The following is a 22288-nucleotide window of genomic DNA, read 5'->3' on the forward strand; positions in this document are numbered from 1 at the left end:
TTGACCTGGTATTTGCGTGGTCATTATGACTCATTTCCAGGCGAAAGTCCCGGAAACAGAGGCCTGCGGGATTGGCACGCTTCCTGAAATACCTCAGGCAGAAAGCTCAGGCGCCCCCCACTCATTGCCTGGCCAACCCGAGGAGATCCACATGCTGTCCAACGAACACCGTACCCTGGTCAAGGCCACCGTCCCGCTGCTGGAGACCGGCGGAGAGACCCTGACCCAGCACTTCTACAAGATGATGCTCAGCGAGTACCCGGAAGTTCGTCCGCTGTTCAACCAGGCGCACCAGGCTTCCGGCGACCAGCCCCGTGCGCTGGCAAACGGCGTGCTGATGTACGCCCGCCACATCGATGAGCTGGAGCAGCTCGGCCCGCTGGTGGCGAAGATCGTCAACAAGCACGTTGCCCTGCAGATCCAGCCGGAACATTACCCGATCGTTGGCAGCTGCCTGCTGCGGGCGATCCGCGAAGTACTGGGCGAGGAGATCGCCACCCAGGCAGTGATCGACGCCTGGGCCGCCGCCTACGGCCAGCTGGCCGACATCCTGATCGGCGCCGAAGAGTCGGTGTACCAGCAGAACGCCGAGCAACATGGCGGCTGGCGTGGCGCGCGGCGCTTCCGCATTGCCCGCAAGGAAGCCGAGAGCGAGGAAATCACCTCCTTCTACTTCCAGGCGCTGGATGGCGAGCCGCTGCTGGACTTCCAGCCCGGCCAGTACATCGGCCTTTCCCTGGAGATCGATGGCGAGGAAGTGCGTCGCACCTACTCGCTGTCCGACGCGCCCAACGGCCGTGAGTACCGCATCAGCGTGAAGCGTGAACCCGAAGGCAAGGCGTCCAACTACCTGCACGATCGCCTGAACGTGGGCGACGAGCTGGACCTGTTCCCGCCGGCGGGCGATTTCGTCCTGCGCGGTGGAGACAAGCCGCTGGCCCTGATCACCGCCGGCGTGGGCATCACCCCGGCGCTGGCGATGCTCAAGCCGGCGCTGGAATCCGGTCGTGAAGTGCACTTCATCCACTGCGCCCGCCACGGTGGCGTGCATGCGTTCCGCGAATGGGTCGAGGCGCAATCCGACGCGCATCCGCAGCTCAAGCATTACTTCTGCTACAGCGAGCCGCGCGCGCAGGATGCGTCCCACGTCGAAGGCTTCCTCAGCCGCGAGCTGCTGGCGGACTGGCTGCCGGAAGACCGCAACCTGGACGCCTACTTCCTCGGTCCCAAGCCGTTCATGGCTCAGGTGAAGCGTCACCTGCGTGATATCGGCGTGCCCGAGCAACAGTCCCACTACGAGTTCTTCGGCCCGGCCAGCGCGCTGGAGGCCTGAACCTGAGCGCCGGCCCGATGGCGGGCCGGCGCATCCCGAGGAGGTGTGTGATGGAAAGTCTGTTCGCCTGCCCGCAACGCAATCTGTCGATGTCCTGGTCACTGCTGACCGGCGGGCTCGTATTACTGCTGTTGGGAATCGTGGGAGCCTATTTCGTCGATGGCCATCTGAACCTGCAAAGCATTGTCGCAGCGCATGCCTTCACCATCCTCGGCCCGACACTATTGAAGCTGGGCTATGTGCTGCGGCTGGTAGCCCAACATCAGATGCGCAAGGAAGGCTGGGAGGCTTGCTGTGTTACTGGTTGATCGAAAAGCGCTGTTGACCATACCGCCCCTGTGGCGCCTGGGTTTCCGCCCGTTCTTCCTGGGTGGCGCGGTGTTCGCGCTGATCGCCATCGCGGCCTGGGCGGCGGTGCTGCTCGGTGTGCTGCCGACCTGGCAACCGCTGGGCGGCTGGCTGGCCTGGCACCGTCATGAAATGCTCTTCGGCTTCGCGGCGGCGATCATCGCCGGCTTCCTGCTGACCGCGGTGCAGACCTGGACCGGCCGCCCCGGCGTCAGTGGCAAGCCGCTGATGGTGTTGTCGCTGGTCTGGCTCGCGGCGCGGGTGGGCTGGCTCGTGGGTGCGCCGCTGTGGCTGGTCACCGTGCTCGAGCTGGCGTTCATGCCGGCGCTGGCCTTCTTCATTGGCCGCAGCCTGTGGCAGGTCCGGCAGAAGCGTAACTACCCGATCATCGCGGTGCTGAGCCTGCTGACACTCGCCGACGCGCTGGTGATGGCCGGCGTCTGGACCGGCAACGATGCCTGGCAGCGCGGTGGCGCACTGGGTGCGCTATGGCTGGTGGCGGCGCTGATGGGCCTGATCGGCGGCCGCGTGATTCCCTTCTTCACCCAGCGCGGGCTGGGCCGCACCGCCCAGGTGCCGGCCTGGAACTGGCTGGACAATTCGCTGCTGGGCGGCACCCTGCTGGTGGCGGTGCTGAGCGCAGTCGGTATCGGCCTGACGCCGCACCCGCTGGTAGGCCTGCTGTTCGCCGCGTTGGCGGTGGGGCACCTGGTTCGCCTGTGGCGCTGGTACGACAAGGGCTACTGGGGCGTGCCGCTGCTCTGGTCTCTGCACCTGGCCTATCTGTGGATGCTGCTGGCCCCGGCAGGTATGGCGCTGTGGAACTTCTCGCCGAGCTTCAACGTGAGCCTGGCAATTCACGCGCTCACCGTGGGTGGCGTTGGCGGGCTGATCCTGGCGATGGTCGCGCGGGTGAGCCTTGGCCACACCGGTCGCCCGCTGCAACCGCCGAAGGTGATGTCCTGGGCCTTCGCGCTGCTCAACCTGGGTGTCGTCGCGCGGGTGCTGCTGGTGATGTGGTGGCCGCTGGAGGGCCTGAGCATCGCGGCAGCGTGCTGGGTGGTGGCGTTCCTGATGTTCGCCTGGCACTACGGCCCGATGTTCTGGAAGCCGCGGCTGGATGGGCAGCCGGGCTGATCGGAGTGTTGTGGTAACGCCATCTTAGGCGGCGGTTCGCGGGCTTGGCCCGCTCCTACAGAATCGCCCACCTGTAGGAGCGGGCAATGCCCGCGACCTTGTCGGTGCGCCGAACCATCGCGGATGAGCTCAGTTTCCTTGCGATGCCTGACGCAGCCGCTTGAGCTCGTCATTCAGCCAGGCGCTGGAGTCCTGCTTGCCCGCCGGGCAATCCACCTGATAGCGCTGGCCGCTCATGCTGCTCTTGGTCGCGGCGCGCTCGATGAAGTCTTCCGCGTTGCTCACCATGCCCTTGTTTTCCAGGTAGTCCAACTTCTTCTGCAGGTGCGCGCGCGCCTCGGCGGCCGGGTACTCGCTGCCGTTACGGATGAACTGGCAGCCGCTGTGCTCGACGAAGTCCAGCAATTGGGTGATTTCCTGCTGCGCCTTGGCATCGACTGCGGCCTGCGCGCCCATGCTGATGAGCAGGAGAGCGCCCAGAAGCGAGCGAAGCTTTCGAGAGTGCGGCATGGCGATTCCTTGCTGTAGGCGTGAAGCCGCTGATTATGTCAGCGGCTGCAGCCGTTCGCCGAGGCGCCCGCTGTCTACCAGTTCAAGGAACTCGTCACCCATCCGCCGGCTTTCATCCATTGCCTTGCGCCAGTAGCGCTCGCGGCCCGCGTCGTCGCCCAGGTAGCGGTGGAAGTCCTTGCGGTCCGGCAGCTTGTTGTGCGGCAGGAGTGCCAGGTATTCCTTCGACGGCGCCAGCAGCAGCACGTCCTGCAGGCGGCCGGCGTCGCCACGGCGCCAGGGCAGGCCCTTGTCGAACCAGCCTGGGATGACCTTGTCGGTGAAGTGCGGGTAGAGCACCACGCCCTCGGGTTGGTAGGGCAGGTCCAGGTGGTAGTCCAGCAGCCCGCCGTCGCGGTAGGTGCCGGGGCCGGCGCCGGGGATGTCGCGCACGCCTTCCATGACCATGGGAATGGAGCCGGAGGCGAGCAGGGCATGGCGCAGGTTGGCCAGGTCCAGGTGCAGGTAGCGCGAGGGGAAGTCCGACAGCGCCTCCAGCGGCGGTGCGCGGCGGGCGTCGTGGATGATCAGACGCTCGAAGTGCCGGTGCAGGTGGCGGCGCCCGACGAGGTTGTCGCGGATCACCGCGCCCAGGCCCAGGCCGAGGTTGGCCTTGCCGTCCTGCGCGAGGCGACCGTGGCTCTTCACCACTACCACGTTGAGACGGTACCAGGGGTTGTCCAGCACGCTGGCGTCGTGGCCATCGAGCAGATCGTCGAGCATCTTCGCGCAGCTTTTCGAGACGTCGCTGACGCTCGCGTTGCGGGCGAAACGTTGCTGGGTGTAGAGCTCGCCGAGGCGGCGGATGCCCGCGGCCGGGTCGGGCAGGCAGGCGCTGGCGAAGCGCCAGGAACCGATGGAGGCGCCGATCAGCGAGCGCTCGCGCGGCGCGCGCGGCAGCCATTCACCGAACAGGGCGAGGTCCAGGCCCTGAATGCCCAGCGCCTTCGGGCCACCGGCGGCGCCGGGGAGGATGCCTACATCGGCGGGGGCCAGCCCCTGTTCGCGGATGCGCTGGAGCGCGCGGCTTCCGGCCTTGAGGGTGAGGGCGGGGGTCTTGATCTGGATGGCGGTCATGCGGGCCTCGCTTTGGCAGGCCGCGATTATAGAGCCTGTACGCACGGAGCAAGGATACTTCACCAGGTGAATGTTCCTTGCCGATTCAGCTTGAGTTAAGTCCTTCGCCTTAGTCTGGAAGTAAGAAGATTCTGACGAGGTACGCTCATGAAATGGCTGCTGATCCTGACCGCGCTCTCCGCCCTGCTGCTGGGCGCAGGCGTTGCCACGGCACACGACATCGGCCCGGACGAGGCACTGCGCCTGCGCGATGCCGGCACCATCCGCAACTTCGAGGAGCTCAACCGCACCGCGCTGGCCAAGCATGCCGGCGGTTCGGTGTACGATAGCGAGCTCGAGCTGGAACATGGCCGCTATCTCTACAAGGTCGACCTCAAGGACGCCCAGGGCGTGAAGTGGGATGTCGAGCTGGATGCGGTTACCGGCGAAGTCCTCACCGATCACCAGGATGACTGATGAAGACCGTTCTGCCGCGCGTGGCGCTGCTTGGCCTGGCGCTTGCCGCCATTGCTGGCGTCGCGCAGGCCCATGACCTGAGCCAGGACGAAGCCCTGCGCCTGAGCAAGGAAGGGGTGATCCGCCCCTTCGAGGCAATCCTCCCCGCCGCGCTGAGCCGCTACCCAGGCTCGCGCTTGCTCGAAGCCGAGCTGGAGAAGGAGCACGACACCTACATCTACGAGGTGGAACTGCTGACCACCGAAGGCGTGGTGCGCGAACTGGAACTGGATGCCCGCGACGGCCGCATCCTCAAGGATAAGGAAGACGACTGATGCGCCTGCTGCTGGTGGAAGACCACGTACCCCTGGCCGATGAGCTGCTGGCGACCCTGACCCGCCAGGGCTACGCGGTGGACTGGCTGGCCGACGGCCGCGACGCCGCCGTACAGGGAGCCAGCGAACCGTACGACTTGGTGATCCTCGACCTCGGCCTGCCGGGCCGTCCCGGCTTGGAAGTGCTGCAGGAATGGCGCGGCATGGGGCTTTCGATACCGGTGCTGATCCTCACCGCACGCGGCTCCTGGGCTGAGCGCATCGATGGCCTGAAGGCCGGTGCGGACGACTACCTGACCAAGCCGTTCCATCCCGAGGAGCTGCTGCTGCGTATCCAGGCGCTGTTGCGCCGTGCCCGTGGGTTGGCCAACCAGAGCCAGCTGGAAGTCGCCGGCCTGAGCCTCGACGAGTCGCGCCAGTGCGTGCAGCAGGGTGGCAAGGAGGTCGACCTGACGTCCGCCGAGTTCCGTCTGTTGCGCTATTTCATGCTGCACCCCGGCCAGCTGCTGTCGAAATCGCACCTGGCCGAGCACCTGTACGACGGCGAGACCGAGCGCGATTCCAACGTCATCGAGGTGCATATCAACCACCTGCGCCGCAAGCTCGGCCGCGAGATCATCGAAACCCGCCGTGGCCAGGGCTACCGCTTCACCGGCAACGGAGTCGGCCGTTGATGTCGATCCAGCGCCGGCTCGGACTCGGGCTTGGCGTGGTACTGGTGGTGGTCGGCCTGGCGTTGGCCCAGGCGGGGCTCTGGCTGTTCGACCAGGGCTTGCGCCGTTACCTGGTGAACGGCCTGCAGGACGAGGCGGAAAGCCTGCTGGTGGGCATCACCCGTGGCCCGGCCGGGCTGCAGCTGGACGGCCAGCGGGTCGACGCCACCTATGAGCGGCTGTTCTCCGGGCGCTATTTCGTGATCCGCTTCGATGACCAGACCTGGCGTTCACGCTCGTTGTGGGACAACGAGCTGAAGCTGCCGTCGCACAAGGGCCTGGCCAGCAAGCTGGAAAAAGGCCCGGAGGGTCAGCGCCTGCTGGTCTTCCGCGGTGACTACAAGCGTTACGGCAAGAAGCTCAACATTGTCGTCGCGCAGGATTACACACCCGTCCTCAAGAGCTTCAACCGCCTGCGCAATATCGGCCTGGGGGCCGGCGCGCTGGCGCTGCTGCTGATCCTGGTGTTCCAGAACTTCGCGGTGCGCCGCGCGCTGCGCCCGCTGGAGCGCGTGCGCCAGCAGATCGCGCAGTTGCAGGAGGGTCAGCGCAGCCAGCTGGACCGCCAGGTGCCGCGCGAGCTGGAGCCGCTGGTGGAGCAGACCAACCATCTGTTGCAGCACACCGAGGACACCTTGCGCCGCTCGCGCAATGCGCTGGGCAATCTCGGTCATGCGCTGAAGACGCCGCTGGCCGTACTGATCAGCCTGGCCGACCGCGAGGAGCTGCGCGAGCACCCCGAGCTACGGCGCGTGCTGCAGGAACAGCTGGAGCAGATCGAGCAGCGTCTGGCCCGCGAGCTTGGACGTGCGCGGCTGGTGGGTGAAGCATTGCCCGGCGCCCACTTCGACTGCGATGCGGAGCTGCCGAGCCTGTGCGACATGCTCAAGCTCATCCATGGCGACCACCTCGCCATCGACTGGCAGGCGCCGCCCGCGACGCGCCTGCCGTACGACCGGGAGGACCTGCTGGAGATGCTCGGCAACCTGTTGGATAACGCCTGCAAATGGGCCGATGCCCAGGTGCGCCTGACGGTTGAGAAGGGCGCCGATGCCTACCGGTTGAGCGTGGATGACGATGGCCCCGGCATTGCCGAGGACCAGCGTGACAGCGTGCTGGAGCGTGGCACGCGGCTGGATGAGCAGGTGGCTGGGCACGGCCTGGGCCTGGGCATCGCACGGGATATCGCGGCGGCCTGTGGCGGTGGCCTGTCGCTGGAAAGCAGCGAGCTGGGCGGGTTGCGGGTGGTGGTGGAGCTGCCGCGCCGCACGGCCTGATCTGGCGCCGGCCTTGCCGGCGACCGATCCTGCTGCGGCTCAGACGCGGAACTGATCCATCAACCCCTGCTGGTGGTTCGCCAGCTTGTTCAGTGACTGGCTGACCTGCGCCGATTCCTGCGCCTGGCTGGACAGCGATTCGGTGACGTCGCGGATGCCGGCCACATTGCGGTTGATCTCCTCGGCCACCGCGCTCTGTTCCTCGGCGGCGCTGGCGATCTGCAGGTTCATGTCGGTGATCACACCCACGGCGTCGCCAATGCGCTTCAGCGCGGCCACAGCCTGTTCGACCTGGTTCACGCTGTCCTGCGCCTGGCGGTGGCTATTGTTCATCGCGCCGACCACCTCGCGGGTGCCGTTCTGCAGGCCTTCGATGACCTGGCGGATTTCCTCTACCGAATCCTGGGTGCGCTTGGCGAGGTTGCGTACCTCGTCGGCGACCACCGCGAAGCCGCGCCCGGCCTCACCGGCGCGGGCCGCTTCGATGGCGGCATTGAGCGCCAGCAGGTTGGTTTGCTCGGCGATGCCGCGGATCACTTCCAGCACCGAGCCGATCTGCTCGCTGCTCGCTGCCAGCCCTTCCACCTGGCTCATGGCGCTGCTCATGTCGCTGGCCAGTTCGTCGATCAGGCGGGTGGTGTTGTCGATCACGCTCAAGCCATCGCGGGTCGCGCCGTCGGCGCCACGGGCGGCATCGGCGGCCATGGCGGCGCTGTTGGCGACGTCATGGGCGGTGGCGCTCATTTCCTGGGAGGCTGTGGCGACCTGGTCGACTTCGCGGAACTGCTGCTGCATGCCGGCGCTGGTCTGGCTGGCGATTTCCGAGGATTGGTCGGCAGTGGCGCGGGCGTCCTGCACCGAGGACTTCACGTCGCGGATGATCGGCTGCAGCTTGTCGAGGAAGCGGTTGAACCAGCCGGCCAGTTCACCCAGCTCGTCCTTGCCGCTGTAGTCCAGGCGTTTGGTCAGGTCGCCTTCGCCGCTGGCAATGTTGCGCAGCATGGCGGCGACGTTGAGGATCGGCCGGGTCACACCGCGGGCGGTGAGCCACATGGCGAACAGGCCGATCAGGATGGCAACCAGGCCGAAGCCGAGTTGCGAGACGGTGCCTTGCACGCGCTGGTTGTCCAGTTCGTTCTGCAACTCGATGGCCGGGCCGAGCAGGACGTTCTGCGGGACTTCCAGCAGCACGCCCCAGGGCTTGGAGCCGGGGATCGGTTGCAGCGGCTCGACCACGCGCAGCTGGTCGTCCTGGCGGAACACCTGCTCATGGTTGGCGGCGATGGCCTGCAGCAGGTCGGCGCCCTGGTTGGGGTAGACCTCCTTGAGGTTCTTGCTCAGTTTGGAGGCATCCGCGCTGTGCCCGGCGAGCAGGCCAGCGGCGCTGACGATGCTGACGCGACCTTGGCCGTCGTACAGCTCCTGGCTGCCCTCGACGCTGATTTCCTGCAGCTTCTCCATGCTGATGTCCAGGCCCATGACGCCGATGACCTTGCCGTCCAGTTCCAGCGGGAAGGCGATGCTGGTCATCAGCATGCGCTTGTTGCCGACGTCGTCGAAGTACGGGTCAAGTACGCAGGGCTGGCCGGTGGTCTTGGGGCAGGTGAACCAGGCGTTGTAGGCGCTGCCGCTCGGGCCGGGGCTGGTGTCCTGCAGCAGCGACTCGGCCATGGCTTCGGATTCCAGGTGGCCCGGGGTGGCCTGCGACCAGTAGATGGAGAAGCGTCCAGCGTCGTTACTGCCCAGCTCGCCCTGGCCGGCGAAGAGCTTGTCCTTGCCGTCCAGCGCATCGGGTTCGAAGGCGACATAGAGGCCCAGCAGCTCCGGGTTGCCTTCCAGCGCGGTCTTCACCTGGCGGGTCAGGTCTTCGCGCAGGTCATAGGCGTCAAGGAAGCGCTTCTGCGCCTGGTCGCGCAGGAACAGTACCTGCCGCGAGAAGCCCTTGCCGTACTGGTAGGCATCCATGATGTAGCGCTGGATACGCATGGCCTGGACTTCGCCGCGCGATTGCAGGCGGGCCTTGGCCGCCTCATCGAGCATTTCGGTGCTCGATTGCTTGACCAGCGCGGTGCTGGTTTGCGTGCGGTAGACGGACAGGCCGGAGAGCAGCGAGACGACGCCGAGCAGACACAGCCCGGCAAGCAACGTGATCTTCCACTGGATGGAGAGACGGCGCAGCAGCATGGAGGGGAATCCTTGTTTGAACTAAGCCCTGGGATGCCCGATATATCGGCCTTTCCCGCATCTTCTTGACCCGTGACGGGGCGAAACGCCGGAAAACAGGCGATTCTGGCGTGCCGTTACGACGGGCGGCGACTTTAAGGCAAAAAACGTGCGCACTACGGTGAAAATCCCGCCCAGTTGATTTCGGAAACGTCCTGATTCGACACAGGTTTTGACACCCCGCCAGGGGTTTGGCAGAGTGCGCGCCTTTTTTGCCCGCGCACAGGCGGGGCAATCCGTGAGAGGGGTGGTGAAGATGAATGCGGTGCTGATCGCCATTGGCCTGATGCTGGTGCTGAGCCTGTGTCGCGTGCATGTGGTGGTCGCATTGATCGCCGGCGCGGTGGCCGGTGGTTTGCTGGGCGGCCTGGGCATGGACGGCACGCTCAAGGCGTTCAACGAAGGCCTGGGCGCCGGTGCGACGGTGGCGCTGTCCTACGCCATGCTCGGCGCCTTTGCCGTGGCCATCGCACGCTCCGGAATGGCGCACGCGCTGGCCGATCGCGCCCTGGCGATGCTCGGCCGCCACGAGGCGAATGGCTCCAATGGCTTCAAGTGGATGATGGTCGGCCTGCTGCTGGTGGTGGCGATCTCCTCGCAGAATATCCTGCCGATCCACATCGCCTTCATCCCTCTGCTGGTGCCACCGCTGCTCTATGTGCTGACGCGCCTGCAGATCGACCGCCGGCTGATTGCCTGCGTCATCACCTTCGGCCTGATCACCCCCTACATGTTTCTGCCGGTGGGTTTCGGCAACATCTTCCTGAACCAGATTCTGCTGGCCAACGTGGCCCGCGCGGGCGTCGACGTGCAGGGCATCAACGTTACCCATGCCATGCTGATTCCGGCGCTGGGCATGGTTTGCGGCCTGCTGATCGCGGTGCTCTTCAGCTACCGGCGCAAGCGTGACTACGACCTCGAACGTATCGAGCAGGCCGAGCGGGTCGATACGCCGTACAGCAGGATGAGCCTGGTGGTGGCGGGCGTCGCGGTCGCGGCGGCCTTTGCCGTGCAACTGCTGCTGGATTCGATGATCCTCGGCGCGCTGGTGGGCTTTCTGGTGTTCTCGCTGTCCGGCGTGGTGCGCTGGAAGGAAGCGGACGACCTGTTCACCGAAGGCATGAAGATGATGGCCATGATCGGCTTCATCATGATCGCCGCCCAGGGTTTCGCTGCAGTGATGACCGCCACCGGGCAGGTCTCCAGCCTGGTGGACAGCGCCGCCGGCTGGATCGGCAGCAGCAAGGCGCTGGGCGCCTTCATGATGCTGCTGGTGGGCCTGTTGGTGACCATGGGCATCGGCTCGTCGTTCTCCACGGTGCCGATCATTGCCGCGATCTTCGTGCCGCTGGCGGTGCACCTGGGCTTCAGCCCGCTGGCCATCGTCAGCATCGTGGGGACTGCGGGCGCGTTGGGCGATGCGGGCTCGCCGGCGTCGGACTCCACCCTCGGCCCGACCTCGGGCCTGAACGTGGACGGCCAGCACAACCACATCTGGGACACCGTGGTGCCCACCTTCCTGCACTACAACCTGCCGCTGCTGGTATTCGGCTGGGTGGCCGCAATGGTGCTCTAGAGCGCTCGCGCCCACGGAACGCGCTGAAAGTTGCACTTGGCGGGGCAACTGCTGACTAATGAGCAGGTTTATCCCTCCATGGACCCGCTCATGTTCGAATCGAAACTGGAATACCGGACGTTCCTCGCCCTGTTGCTGGTGGTGACACTCGCCTTCGGCTGGATCCTGCTGCCGTTCTACGGGGCGGTTTTCTGGGGCACCATCCTGGCGATCATCTTCGCCCCGCTGCAGCGCCGCCTGCGAGTCAAACTCAACGGGCGCAACAACCTTGCCGCGCTGATCTCCCTGGCGGTGTGCTTCCTGATCGTGATCCTGCCGGTAACCTTCATCGCCGGAGCGCTGGTGCAGGAGGGGGCGACCGTCTACCAGCGGTTGAAGTCCGGTGAGCTGAACTTCATCGCCTACTACCAGCAGGCGGTCGCCGCGCTGCCGGGCTGGGCGCACCAGTTGCTGGAGCGCTTTGATCTGGCGGACCTCTCCAGCCTGCAGGAAAAGCTCTCGGCGGGCGCGATGCAGGCCAGCCAGCTGGTGGCCACCAAGGCCTTCAGCATCGGCCAGAACACCTTCGAGTTCGTCATCAGCTTCGGCATCATGCTGTACCTGCTGTTCTTCCTGCTGCGCGACGGCCCGACCCTGGGCAAGCGGATCAAGCAGGCGGTACCGCTGAGCGGGGAGCACAAGCAACACCTGTTCGCCAAGTTCACCACGGTGATCCGCGCCACGGTGAAGGGCAACATCGCCGTGGCTGCGACCCAGGGCGCGCTGGGCGGGCTGATCTTCTGGTTCCTCGGCATCCAGGGCTCGCTGCTCTGGGGCACGCTGATGGCCTTCCTCTCGCTGCTCCCGGCAATTGGCGCGGGGCTGATCTGGGTCCCGGTGGCGGCTTACTTCCTGCTCACCGGGGCGATCTGGCAGGGCGTTGTGCTGACGCTGTTCTGCGTGGTGGTGATCGGCCTGGTGGACAACATCCTGCGCCCGATCCTGGTGGGCAAGGACACCAAGATGCCCGACTACGTGGTGCTGATCTCCACCCTCGGCGGCATGTCGCTGTTCGGTCTCAATGGCTTCGTCATCGGCCCGCTGATCGCCGCGCTGTTCATGGCCTCCTGGGACCTGTTCACCGGTCGTGAAGGCGAAGCAGCCAAGCCGGCAGAGTAGGGCAGAGCACCCATCCTACGAAAAGCCGCAACGCCTCACGGCAATAAATCAGCCGAATGAAAAACCCCGCCGAAGCGGGGTTTTTTGTTGCCTGTCGACCTTAGCCGGCGATGGCTACCAGGCCGCTGTGCTGGAGGATGTCCAGCAGCGGTTGCGGGTAGACGCCGAGGAAGAAGGCGAGCAGGGCGATGGCTACCAGCATGATGCCGCCGGCGCGCTGGGCCCAGTCCAGGGGCGCGTCGTGGCGCTTCATGTTCGGCTCGACCAGGAACATGGTCACCATGACACGCAGGTAGTAGAACAGGCCGATGGCGCTGCCCAGTACCAGGGCGCCGACCAGCCACCAGTGCTGGGACTCGACACCGGTGGCGACGATGTAGAACTTGCCGATGAAGCCGGCGGTCAGCGGGATGCCGGCCAGGGACAGCATCATCACGGTCATTACCGCCGTCAGCACCGGACGGCGCCAGAACAGGCCGCGGTACTCGAACAGCGCGTCGGCGTCGCGGCCGCTGTACGGGGTGGACATCAGGGTGACCACGCCGAAGGCGCCCAGGGTAGTGACGACATAGGTGGTCAGGTAGACGCCGACCGCTTCCACGGCCAGACCCTTGCTCGCCACCAGGGCGATCAGCAGGTAGCCGAAGTGGGCGATGGACGAGTAGCCGAGCAGGCGCTTGATGTTGCTCTGGGTCAGCGCCAGCAGGTTACCGATCAGGATCGAGGCGACAGCGATGACCGCGATGGCGTCATGCAGCAGGCCGTTGTTCAGGGCCGCCGGAGCGATCTGGAACAGGCGCAGCAGCACGGCGAACACGGCGACCTTGGCGGTGGTGGCCAGGAAGGTGGCGACCGGAGCCGGGGCGCCTTCGTAGACGTCCGGGGTCCACAGGTGGAACGGCGCCAGGGACAGTTTGAAGCCCAGGCCGACGACCATCATGCCGACGCCGATGGCCAGCAGCGGGCCGTGGCTGGTGCCTTCGGCCAGCGACGCGCCGATGGCGGAGAAGCCCAGGTTGCCGGACTCGGCGTAGAGCAGGGCCATGCCGAACAGCAGGAACGCGGAGCCGGCGGCGGACAGTACGGTGTACTTGATGCCCGCTTCCAGGGTGCGCTTGTTGAAGAAGGCGTAGGCCACCATGCCGTAGACCGGCACCGACAGCAGCTCCAGACCGATGAACAGGCCGGCCAGGTTCTGCGCGCTGACCAGTACCAGGCCGCCTGCGGTGGAGAGCAGGAGCAGCAGGTACAGTTCCTCGCGGTTGCCCGGGAAGCTTTCCATGTAGGCGTGGGCGAGGGTAGTGCAGGCCAGGGCGCCGATCAGGATCAGGGCCATGTAGAAGCAGGCGAAGTTGTCGACCACCATGAGCGGGGTGACTTCGATCGGGGTGACTTTCAGCACCGGGATGATCGACAGCAGGGCCAGGTTCAGACCGATCACCGAGAGGGTGGCGGCCATCGAGTGGTTACGCTTCCAGGCTACCGCGAGCATCACCACCACCAGGGTGGCGCTGGTGATGAGCAGTGGCAGAAGCGCGATGAAGTGTTGAATCGTGAAGGTCATTTCGCGCTTACCGTGCTGCCAGAGTGGAGAGGGCGGCACCCAGCCATTGCTGGACGCCGTGCATGGTTGCCGCGGAGGTGTCGAGGACCGGCTGCGGGTAGACGCCGAGCACGATCAGCAGCACCGCCAGGCCGAGCACCATGGAGAGCTCGCGGAAGTTCAGACCGGCGATGGTGGTGTCGGACTTGGCCGGGCCGAAGTAGGCGCGGTGGATCATGATCAGCGAGTAGACCGAGCCGAACACCAAGCCGAAGGTGGCAATCACGGTGATCACCGGAACGACCTTGAAGCTGCCCAGCAGGATCAGGAATTCGCCGACGAAGTTGCCGGTGCCCGGCAGGCCCAGCGACGCGGTGGCGAAGAACAGGGCCACGGCTGGCAGGTACGGAATGCGCGACCACAGGCCGCCCATCTTGCGCATGTCACGGGTGTGCAGGCGCTCGTACAGCTGGCCACACAGGATGAACAGCGCGGCAGCGGAGAGGCCGTGGGCGATCATCTGCACGACGACACCCTGCAGCGCCTGGGGGCTGCCGGAGTAGATGCCGATCATCACGAAGCCCATGTGCGACACGGAGGAGTACGCCACCAGGCGCTTGATGTCGGTCTGTGCGAACGACAGGAAGGCGCCGTAGAAAATGCCGATCAGACCCAGGGTCATGGCAATCGGAGCGAACTCGGCCGAGGCGTTGGGGAACAGCGGCAGGGCGAAGCGGATCAGGCCGTAGGCGGCGGTCTTCAGCAGGATGCCGGCCAGGTCCACGGAACCGGCGGTCGGCGCCTGGGCGTGGGCGTCCGGCAGCCAGGAGTGCACCGGCACGACCGGCATCTTCACCGCGAAGGCGACGAAGAAGCCGAGCATCAGCAGCCATTCGGTGTGCGGCGGCAGCTGGGTCTTCAGCAGGTCGGCGTAGTTGAAGGTCAGCACGCCGGTGCTGTTGTAGTGCACGAACACCAGGCCCAGGATCGCCACCAGCATCACCAGGCCGCTGGCCTGGGTGAAGATGAAGAACTTGGTGGCGGCGTAGATGCGGGTCTTCTTGCCGTCGTCCGAGCTATGACCCCAGAGTGCGATGAGGAAATACATCGGCACCAGCATCATTTCCCAGAAGAAGAAGAACAGGAACAGGTCGACGGCGAGGAACACGCCGATCACACCGCCCAGGATCCACAGCAGGTTCAGGTGGAAGAAGCCGATGCGACGCTGGATCTCGTTCCACGAGCAGAGGACGGACAGCACGCCGAGCAGGCCGGTCAGAGCGACCATCAGCAGGGACAGACCGTCCATTGCCAGGTGCACGCTGATGCCGAAGCGCGAGATCCAGGGTACCTGGAATTGCAGGGTCCATTGCGGCTCGCCACCGGGTGCCGGGGCGAGCTGGAAGTCACCGGTGTGCCACACCCACAGGCTCAGCGCCAGGGTGAGGACCATCGATCCCAGGGCGACCCAGCGGGGCAGGGTCTTGCTGGTGTACTCGGCGATCCAGCAAAGGAAGCCGCCGATGAAGGGGATCAGGATTAGCCAGGGCAGAATCATGTCGGGCTCAATCTCTTTCGTGAATTCATTAAGCCAGCAGCAGCGCGCCGAGGAGCAGCGCGGCGCCACCCACCAGGGAAGCGGCGTACCAACGCAGGCGGCCGTTCTCGGTGAGGCTGAGGAGTTTGTGACCACCACGGGCGGTGAGCGGGACCAGGACCAGGGTCTTGTCGATCGGGTCCGCGGCCAGCAGGCGGCAGATCAGCAGATAGGGTTTCACGAACAGCTTGTCGTACAGCCAATCGAAGCCCCAGGCATGCAGCCACCAGGTACCGAAGAAGCGGCCCGGTGCGCTCTGGGCGACGGCAGTGACGAAGCGGCGCTTGCCGAGGAACAGCAGGCCCGCCAGCAGGATACCGGCGATGGCGATGGCGCCCGAGGCGATTTCCAGGCTGTGCTTGGCTTCACCACCGGCATGACCGGCGCTTTCCGGCAGGACGCCGGCCAGCGGCGGAGTGATCAGCGCGCCGATGAAGGTGGAGAGCACGATCAGGACACCCAGCGGCAGCCAGTGGCTGACGCCATGGCCGGCGTGCGCTTCGGTCTTCGCTTCGCCGTGGAAGGCGATGAAGATCAGGCGGAAGGTGTACAGCGAGGTCATGAACGCACCGACGAGCCCTGCGATCAGCAGGTTCTGGTGACCGCTGGCGAAGGCTTCCCAGAGGATCTCGTCCTTGGAGTAGAAGCCGGCGGTCAGGAAGGGCAGGGCAGACAGGGCGGCACCACCGACCACGAAGCTCGCGTAGGCCAGCGGCAGTTTCTTCCACAGACCACCCATCTTGAAGATGTTCTGCTCGTGGTGGCAGGCGACGATCACCGCACCCGAAGCAAGGAACAGCAGGGCCTTGAAGAAGGCGTGGGTCATCAGGTGGAAGATCGCGCCACCCCAGGCGCCAACGCCCAGGGCCAGGAACATGTAGCCGATCTGGCTCATGGTCGAGTAGGCGAGGATACGCTTGATGTCGGTTTGCACCAGGGCGGCGAAGCCGGCCAGGACCAGGGTCACTGCACCGATGACGCCAACCAGTTCCAGGACGTTCGGAGCCAGCTCGAACAGGCCGTGGCAACGGGCGATCAGGTAGACGCCCGCGGTTACCATGGTGGCGGCGTGGATCAGTGCGGAAACCGGAGTCGGGCCGGCCATCGCGTCCGCCAGCCAGGTCTGCAGCGGCAGCTGGGCAGATTTGCCGACGGCGCCGCCGAGCAGCATCAAGGTTGCCAGGGTGATCCACAGGTCGCCCTTGGCGAAGTGCTGCGGAGCCAGGACCAGCAACTCCTGGATGTTCAGCGTGCCCAGGTGCTGGAACAGGATGAACATGCCGATGGCGAAGAACACGTCACCCACGCGGGTCACGATGAAGGCCTTCAGCGCTGCGTTGCCGTTGGGTACGTGGTTGTAATAGAAACCGATCAGCAGGTAGGAGCAGAGGCCCACACCTTCCCAGCCGAAGTACATGAACAGCAGGTTATCGCCCAGCACCAGGAACAGCATGCTGGCGATGAACAGGTTGGTGTACGCGAAGAAACGCGAGTAGCCGGTTTCACCGCGCATGTACCAGGAGGCGAACAGGTGGATCAGGAAGCCGACGCCGGTGACCACGCCGAGCATGGTGACCGATAGGCCGTCCAGGTACAGGGTGAAGTTGGTCTTGAAGTCGCCAACGCTCATCCATTGCCACAGCACCAGGCTGTAGGCGCCACCTTCGGGCGGGTTGCTGTGGAAGCTCCAGATCGCCCAGAAGGCGGAGAGGGCCGCGAGGCCCACGGAGCCGACACCCACCAGTGCCGAGAGATTTTCCGACCACTTGCCACGGGAGAACGAGAGCAGCAGGAAGCCGACCAGGGGGAACAGGAAAGTAAGGGGCAGCAGGTTCATCCGCGCATCTCGCTGGCAGCGTCGATATCGAGGGTATGGAAGCGGCGATACAGCTGGAGCAGGATCGCCAGGCCAATGCTGGCCTCGGCCGCAGCCAGGCTGAGCACCAGGATGAACATCACCTGGCCGTCAGGCTGGCCCCAGCGGGCACCACCGACCACGAAGGCCAGAGCGGCGGCGTTCATCATCACTTCCAGGCTCATCAGTACGAACAGGATGTTGCGTCGTACCATCAGGCCCACCAGGCCGAAGCAGAACAGCACACCGGCGAGCGCCAGTCCGTGTTCGAGAGGGATTGCATTCATGGTGTTAGTCCTTCGCTTCGTGGCGGCCGAGGTGGTAGGCGGCGACCAGTGCCGCCAGCAGCAGCATCGAGGCCAGTTCGACGACCAGCAGGTACGGGCCGAACAGGCTGATGCCCACGGCCTTGGCGTCCACGGTGGTGTGGCCGATGCCGATGCCGCTCGGAGTGCGCGAGAGCATCCACAGCAGTTCGACCAGCAGCACGGCAGCCAGGGCGCCGGGGCCGATCCAGACGCCGGGCTTGAGCCACTTGCGCTCCTGCTCGGCAATCGCCGGGCCGAGGTTGAGCATCATGACCACGAAGACGAACAGCACCATGATCGCGCCGGCGTAGACGATGATTTCCAGGGCACCGGCGAACGGGGCGCCGAGGCTGAAGAAGGTCATCGAAACCGCGAGCAGCGAGATGATGAGGTAGAGCAGGGCATGCACCGGGTTGCTGTTGGTGATGACCCGGAAGGTTGCCAGCACGGCGACGCCGGCGGCGAAGTAGAAAGCGAATTCCACGCGACGTCTCCTTACGGCAGCAGGCTCTTGACGTTGATCGGTTCGGCCTCGTTCTGCGCGGCGCCTTTCGGCTTGCCGGCGATGGCCATGCCGGCAACGCGGTAGAAGTTGTAATCCGGGTTCTTGCCGGGGCCGGAGATCAGCAGGTCTTCCTTCTCGTACACCAGGTCCTGGCGCTTGAACTCGCCCATCTCGAAATCCGGAGTCAGCTGGATCGCGGTGGTCGGGCAGGCTTCTTCGCACAGGCCGCAGAAGATGCAGCGGGAGAAGTTGATGCGGAAGAACTCGGGGTACCAGCGACCGTCTTCGGCTTCTGCTTTCTGCAGGGCGATGCAGCCGACCGGGCAGGCTACGGCGCACAAGTTGCACGCAACGCAGCGCTCCTCGCCGTCGGGATCACGGGTGAGCACGATGCGGCCGCGGTAACGCGGCGGCAGGTACACGGGCTCTTCCGGGTACTGCAGGGTGTCACGCTTGCGGAAGGCGTGACCGAAGATCATCACCAGGCTGCGCAGCTGGGTGTAGGTGCCGTGCACCACGTCGAAAATGTACTTGATCATGGTCCTACTCCTTACTGGCTGGCCAGCACGACAGCGCCGGTCACCAGCAGGTTGATCAGGGTCAGCGGGAGGCAGAACTTCCAGCTGAAGGCCATCACCTGGTCATAGCGCGGGCGTGGGATGGAAGCCCGCAGCAAAATGAACATCATGATGAAGAAGCCGGTTTTCAGGGCGAACCAGAAGAACGGGATCTGCGGCAGGATGCCAAAGGGACCGTGCCAGCCGCCGAAGAACAGGGTCGCCAGCAGCGCGGACACCAGCACGATGCCGATGTACTCGCCGACGAAGAACATGCCCCATTTCATGCCGGCGTACTCGATGTGGTAACCATCGGCCAGTTCCTGCTCGGCTTCGGGCTGGTCGAACGGGTGACGGTGAGTCACGGCGACGCCGGCGACGAAGAATGTCATGAAACCGAAGAACTGCGGGATGATGAACCACACGTGCTCGGCCTGGTAATCGACGATGTCGCGCAGGCTGAACGAGCCGACCTGGGCCACGATGCCCATCAGCGACAGGGCCAGGAACACCTCGTAGGAGATGGTCTGGGCCGAGGCGCGCAGACTGCCGAGGAGGGCGAACTTGTTGTTGCTCGACCAGCCGGCGAAGAGCACCGCGTACACAGTCAGGCCGGCCATGGCGAAGAAGAACAGGATGCCGATGTTCAGGTCCGCCACGCCCCAGGTCGGGGTGATCGGGATGACCGCGAAGGCCACCAGCAGCGCACCCATGGCGATCATGGGCGCGAGGGTGAAGATCATCTTGTCGGCGAACGGCGGGGTCCAGTCTTCCTTGAAGAACATCTTCAGCATGTCGGCGCCGAGCTGGAAGGCACCGAAGGGGCCGACCCGGTTCGGACCGTAGCGGTCCTGCCAGAGGCCGAGCAGACGACGCTCGACCCAGCTGAGCAGCGCGCCGCAGACGACCACGGCGAGCAGGATGACGATGGCCTTGATGACCTCGATCAGGATGTCGACGATGGCAGGTGTCAGCCAACTCATTGCGCAGCCTCCTGCAGACCTTCAGCGACGGCGCCGATGACCCCGGCGGGAATGCCTTGCAGACCGATCGGCAGGGCGACCAGGCCGGCGCCGAGCTCTTCGCTCACACGCAGCGGCAGGCGCAGTTCCTGGCCCTTGACGGTCAGGCGGATGATCGCGCCTTCGTTGACGCCCAGACGGTCAGCCTCGGCCTTGGCCAGGGTGACGTAGGTCTGCGGGATGCGCTCCTGCACCGGGGTGGCTTTCGAGGAGTTCTCCTCACTGCCGAACAGGTGATAGAACGGCACCACCTTGAACTGGCTGGTGGCGGTGTGGAACGGCGCCGGAATCTCGCTGAACCACAGGGCCTCGCCCTTGGCCTCGATCAGGCGCACGCCCGGATCGCCGGCGCGCAGATGACCACCGACTTCGTCCTGGAACTTGTTCCAGGCTTGCGGGGAGTTCCAGCCCGGGGACCAGGCGAAGGGAATCTGCTGACGCGATTCGGCGCTGCCGGCGTAGCCTTCCATGGAGAAGGCGAACGCGGAGTCGATGTCCTGCGGCTGACGCGGCTCGCTGACATTGATGTTGGCGCGCATGGCGGTACGGCCGGAGTAGCGGTGCGGTTCACGCGCCAGCTTCAGGCCCTTGATGCGGAACGCGGCGTTCGGCGCGGCGTCGCGGATACCGGCCAGTTGCGGCTTGGCGGCGACGACGGCGTCGATCACGTGGTCCAGCTGGGTCCAGTCGACACGTTTGCCTTCGAGGGTGCTGTGCAGGGCATGCAGCCAGCGCCAGCCTTCGCGGACCAGGTTGTCGGCGTTGTAGTAGGTTGGATCGTAGACCTGGAAGAAGCGCTGGGCGCGGCCTTCCTGGCTGACCAGGGTGCCATCGCCTTCGGCGAAGCTGGCGGCCGGCAGCAGGACGGTGGCCTTGGCGCTGGTGGCGGTCTGCTGGTGATCGGCGACGACGACGATCTTCGCGGCGGCCAGTGCGGCGTCGACGGCGGCAGCGTCGGCGCGGCGGTACAGGTCGTTCTCCAGGATCACCACGGCATCGGCGGCACCGGAGGTCAGCTGTTCCAGGGCGGCTTCGACGGAGTTACCACCGAAGAGGGCGAGGCCCAGGCTGTTGGCTTCCGGGACCACCAGGCTCAGGGAGCCGTTCTTCTCGCGGTTCTTCAGCGCACTGGCGATGTTCGCCGCGGCTTCGATCAGGGCGTTGCTGCCCAGCGAGGTGCCGGAGATGACCAGCGGACGTTTGGCGGCGACCAGGGCATCGGCGATGCGCTGGGCGAGGGCGGCGGCTTCGGGGTCAAGGTCGGCGACGGCCGGAGCACTTGAGTCGATCGCGTGTGCCACGGCGAAGCCCAGGCGCGCCAGGTCTTCGGTAGCGGCGTGCACGCACTCGGCGGCAACGTCGTCGAGACGGGTTTCATCCAGGCTGGCGATGAACAGCGGGTTCATCTCATGCTGGGCGATGGTCTTCACCGCGGCATCGAGCCACGGCTGGATCTTCATCGCGGCGGCCATGTCCTCGCCCTTGCCCTTGACCGACTGACGCAGGGCCAGGGCGATACGGGCAGCGGTCTGGGTCAGGTCTTCGCCGAGCACGAATACCGCATCGTGGTCTTCGATGTCACGGATGGTCGGCACCGGCAGCGGGCCGTCCTGCATCACCTTCAGGACCAGCTGCAGGCGTTGCAGCTCGTCAGCGGAGATGCCGCTGTAGAAGTTTTGCGCGCCGACCAGTGCGGACAGGGCGTAGTTGCTTTCCAGGCTGGCGCGCGGCGAACCGATGCCGATGACCTTGCGGCCCTTGAGCAGCGCTGCGGTCTGGTCCAGGGCGCCGTCCAGCGAGAGCTTCTGCTTGCTCAGCATCAGCTGCGGCTGACGCGGGCGGTCTTCGCGGTTGACGTAGCCGTAGCCGAAGCGGCCGCGGTCGCACAGGAAGTAGTGGTTCACCGAGCCGTTGTAGCGGTTCTCGATGCGGCGGATTTCACCGTAACGCTCGCCGGGGCTGATGTTGCAGCCGCTGGAGCAGCCATGGCAGATGCTCGGGGCGAACTGCATGTCCCACTTGCGGTTGTAGCGCTCGGAGTGGGTCTTGTCGGTGAACACGCCGGTCGGGCAGACCTCGGTCAGGTTGCCGGAGAATTCGCTCTCGAGCACACCGTCTTCGATACGGCCGAAGTAGACGTTGTCGTGCGCGCCATAGACGCCCAGGTCGGTGCCGCCAGCGTAGTCCTTGTAGTAACGGACGCAGCGGTAGCAGGCGATGCAGCGGTTCATCTCATGGGCGATGAACGGGCCGAGCTCCTGGTTCTGGTGGGTGCGCTTGGTGAAGCGGTACCGGCGCTGGTTGTGGCCGGTCATCACCGTCATGTCCTGCAGGTGGCAGTGACCGCCTTCCTCGCAGACCGGGCAGTCGTGCGGGTGGTTGGTCATCAGCCATTCGACGACGCTGGCACGGAATGCCTTGGATTCTTCGTCTTCGATGGAAATCCAGGTGTTGTCGGTGGCGGGAGTCATGCAGGACATGACGATGCGACCGCGGGTGTCGTTCTCGTCGGTGTACTGCTTGACCGCACACTGGCGGCAGGCGCCGACGCTACCGAGCGCCGGGTGCCAGCAGAAGTAGGGGATGTCGAGACCGAGGGAGAGGCAGGCCTGCAACAGGTTGTCCGCTCCGTCGACTTCTAACGTCTTGCCGTCTACGTGGATCGTGGCCATGGGTCTAAGTCTTCGTTGGCCCGTTGTCAGCGGGCGTGGCTAATAGAAATCACGGTTTCATCGGGCCG

General features: G+C 65.4%; 20 protein-coding genes. 9 read left to right on the forward strand and 11 right to left on the reverse strand.

The window, feature by feature from the left end:
• The first annotated feature begins 151 nt into the window (after window positions 1–151).
• Genes hmpA through IB275_RS14455 form a run of 3 tightly spaced genes read left to right on the forward strand, consistent with a single transcriptional unit; the run spans window position 152 to window position 2818 of the window.
• Window positions 152–1333, forward strand: coding sequence for an NO-inducible flavohemoprotein (gene hmpA, locus IB275_RS14445; RefSeq protein ID WP_192296341.1), 1182 nt, complete (start codon window positions 152–154; stop codon window positions 1331–1333).
• A 50-nt stretch (window positions 1334–1383) separates the two neighbouring features.
• Window positions 1384–1641, forward strand: coding sequence for a transmembrane sensor/regulator PpyR (locus IB275_RS14450; RefSeq protein WP_081520504.1), 258 nt, complete (start codon window positions 1384–1386; stop codon window positions 1639–1641).
• Window positions 1628–2818, forward strand: coding sequence for an NnrS family protein (locus IB275_RS14455; protein ID WP_192296342.1), 1191 nt, complete (start codon window positions 1628–1630; stop codon window positions 2816–2818). The genes IB275_RS14450 and IB275_RS14455 overlap by 14 nt, the downstream gene beginning before the upstream one ends.
• 129 nt (window positions 2819–2947) lie before the next feature.
• Here IB275_RS14455 and IB275_RS14460 read toward each other — a convergent pair whose 3' ends face one another.
• Both IB275_RS14460 and IB275_RS14465 read right to left on the reverse strand, forming a co-directional pair.
• Complete coding sequence (locus IB275_RS14460; RefSeq protein ID WP_192296343.1) at window positions 2948–3328, reverse strand: YfeK family protein; 381 nt, start codon at window positions 3326–3328, stop codon at window positions 2948–2950.
• A gap of 33 nt (window positions 3329–3361) precedes the next feature.
• The gene (locus tag IB275_RS14465; protein ID WP_192296344.1) at window positions 3362–4444 is read right to left on the reverse strand and encodes a patatin-like phospholipase family protein; all 1083 of its coding nucleotides are present in this window, start codon (window positions 4442–4444) and stop codon (window positions 3362–3364) included.
• Between the two features lie 147 nt (window positions 4445–4591).
• Between IB275_RS14465 and IB275_RS14470 the strand changes: the two genes are divergently transcribed.
• Genes IB275_RS14470 through IB275_RS14485 form a run of 4 tightly spaced genes read left to right on the forward strand, consistent with a single transcriptional unit; the run spans window position 4592 to window position 7204 of the window.
• The gene (locus IB275_RS14470; RefSeq protein WP_138214296.1) at window positions 4592–4900 is read left to right on the forward strand and encodes a PepSY domain-containing protein; all 309 of its coding nucleotides are present in this window, start codon (window positions 4592–4594) and stop codon (window positions 4898–4900) included.
• Window positions 4900–5214 (forward strand): PepSY domain-containing protein, encoded by a 315-nt coding sequence (locus tag IB275_RS14475; protein ID WP_192296345.1) that lies wholly within the window; start codon window positions 4900–4902, stop codon window positions 5212–5214. Before IB275_RS14470 ends, IB275_RS14475 begins: the two co-directional genes overlap by 1 nt.
• A complete protein-coding gene (locus IB275_RS14480; RefSeq protein ID WP_081520498.1) occupies window positions 5214–5888 on the forward strand; it encodes a response regulator transcription factor in 675 nt (224 codons plus the stop codon). Before IB275_RS14475 ends, IB275_RS14480 begins: the two co-directional genes overlap by 1 nt.
• Window positions 5885–7204: an ATP-binding protein gene (locus IB275_RS14485; RefSeq protein ID WP_192296346.1), complete on the forward strand. Its 1320-nt coding sequence runs from the start codon at window positions 5885–5887 to the stop codon at window positions 7202–7204. The genes IB275_RS14480 and IB275_RS14485 overlap by 4 nt, the downstream gene beginning before the upstream one ends.
• A gap of 39 nt (window positions 7205–7243) precedes the next feature.
• Here IB275_RS14485 and IB275_RS14490 read toward each other — a convergent pair whose 3' ends face one another.
• Window positions 7244–9388 carry a methyl-accepting chemotaxis protein gene (locus IB275_RS14490; protein WP_192223615.1) on the reverse strand — a complete coding sequence of 715 codons (2145 nt, stop codon included), beginning with the start codon at window positions 9386–9388 and terminating at the stop codon, window positions 7244–7246.
• 295 nt (window positions 9389–9683) lie between these two features.
• On the opposite strand from IB275_RS14490, the gene IB275_RS14495 reads away from it, so the two are divergent.
• Both IB275_RS14495 and IB275_RS14500 read left to right on the forward strand, forming a co-directional pair.
• Window positions 9684–11003, forward strand: coding sequence for a Na+/H+ antiporter family protein (locus IB275_RS14495; protein WP_192296200.1), 1320 nt, complete (start codon window positions 9684–9686; stop codon window positions 11001–11003).
• A gap of 90 nt (window positions 11004–11093) precedes the next feature.
• The gene (locus IB275_RS14500; RefSeq protein WP_192296199.1) at window positions 11094–12161 is read left to right on the forward strand and encodes an AI-2E family transporter; all 1068 of its coding nucleotides are present in this window, start codon (window positions 11094–11096) and stop codon (window positions 12159–12161) included.
• Window positions 12162–12261: 100 nt separating this feature from the next.
• On the opposite strand, the gene nuoN is transcribed toward IB275_RS14500, so the two are convergent.
• From nuoN to nuoG, 8 genes are read right to left on the reverse strand one after another with little or no spacing between them, the layout of a single operon-like run.
• Entirely contained in the window at window positions 12262–13725 is a 1464-nt protein-coding gene (gene nuoN / locus IB275_RS14505; protein ID WP_081520495.1) for an NADH-quinone oxidoreductase subunit NuoN, read from the reverse strand.
• Between the two features lie 7 nt (window positions 13726–13732).
• Window positions 13733–15262: an NADH-quinone oxidoreductase subunit M gene (gene nuoM / locus IB275_RS14510; protein WP_192296198.1), complete on the reverse strand. Its 1530-nt coding sequence runs from the start codon at window positions 15260–15262 to the stop codon at window positions 13733–13735.
• A 28-nt stretch (window positions 15263–15290) separates the two neighbouring features.
• The gene (gene nuoL, locus IB275_RS14515) at window positions 15291–17138 is read right to left on the reverse strand and encodes an NADH-quinone oxidoreductase subunit L (RefSeq protein ID WP_192296197.1); all 1848 of its coding nucleotides are present in this window, start codon (window positions 17136–17138) and stop codon (window positions 15291–15293) included.
• On the reverse strand, window positions 17135–17443 hold the full coding sequence (gene nuoK / locus IB275_RS14520; protein ID WP_017517116.1) for an NADH-quinone oxidoreductase subunit NuoK: 309 nt from the start codon (window positions 17441–17443) through the stop codon (window positions 17135–17137). The genes nuoL and nuoK overlap by 4 nt, the downstream gene beginning before the upstream one ends.
• Window positions 17444–17447: 4 nt before the next feature.
• Window positions 17448–17948 carry an NADH-quinone oxidoreductase subunit J gene (nuoJ, locus tag IB275_RS14525; RefSeq protein ID WP_017517115.1) on the reverse strand — a complete coding sequence of 167 codons (501 nt, stop codon included), beginning with the start codon at window positions 17946–17948 and terminating at the stop codon, window positions 17448–17450.
• An 11-nt stretch (window positions 17949–17959) separates the two neighbouring features.
• The gene (gene nuoI / locus IB275_RS14530) at window positions 17960–18508 is read right to left on the reverse strand and encodes an NADH-quinone oxidoreductase subunit NuoI (protein WP_192296196.1); all 549 of its coding nucleotides are present in this window, start codon (window positions 18506–18508) and stop codon (window positions 17960–17962) included.
• A gap of 11 nt (window positions 18509–18519) precedes the next feature.
• Window positions 18520–19509, reverse strand: a complete 990-nt coding sequence (nuoH, locus tag IB275_RS14535; RefSeq protein ID WP_192296195.1) for an NADH-quinone oxidoreductase subunit NuoH — start codon at window positions 19507–19509, stop codon at window positions 18520–18522.
• The gene (gene nuoG / locus IB275_RS14540; protein WP_192296194.1) at window positions 19506–22220 is read right to left on the reverse strand and encodes an NADH-quinone oxidoreductase subunit NuoG; all 2715 of its coding nucleotides are present in this window, start codon (window positions 22218–22220) and stop codon (window positions 19506–19508) included. Before nuoG ends, nuoH begins: the two co-directional genes overlap by 4 nt.
• Between the last annotated feature and the right edge of the window lie 68 nt (window positions 22221–22288).

Origin of the sequence: Pseudomonas sp. PDM21, assembly GCF_014852505.2 — a bacterium.
Classification (GTDB): domain Bacteria; phylum Pseudomonadota; class Gammaproteobacteria; order Pseudomonadales; family Pseudomonadaceae; genus Pseudomonas.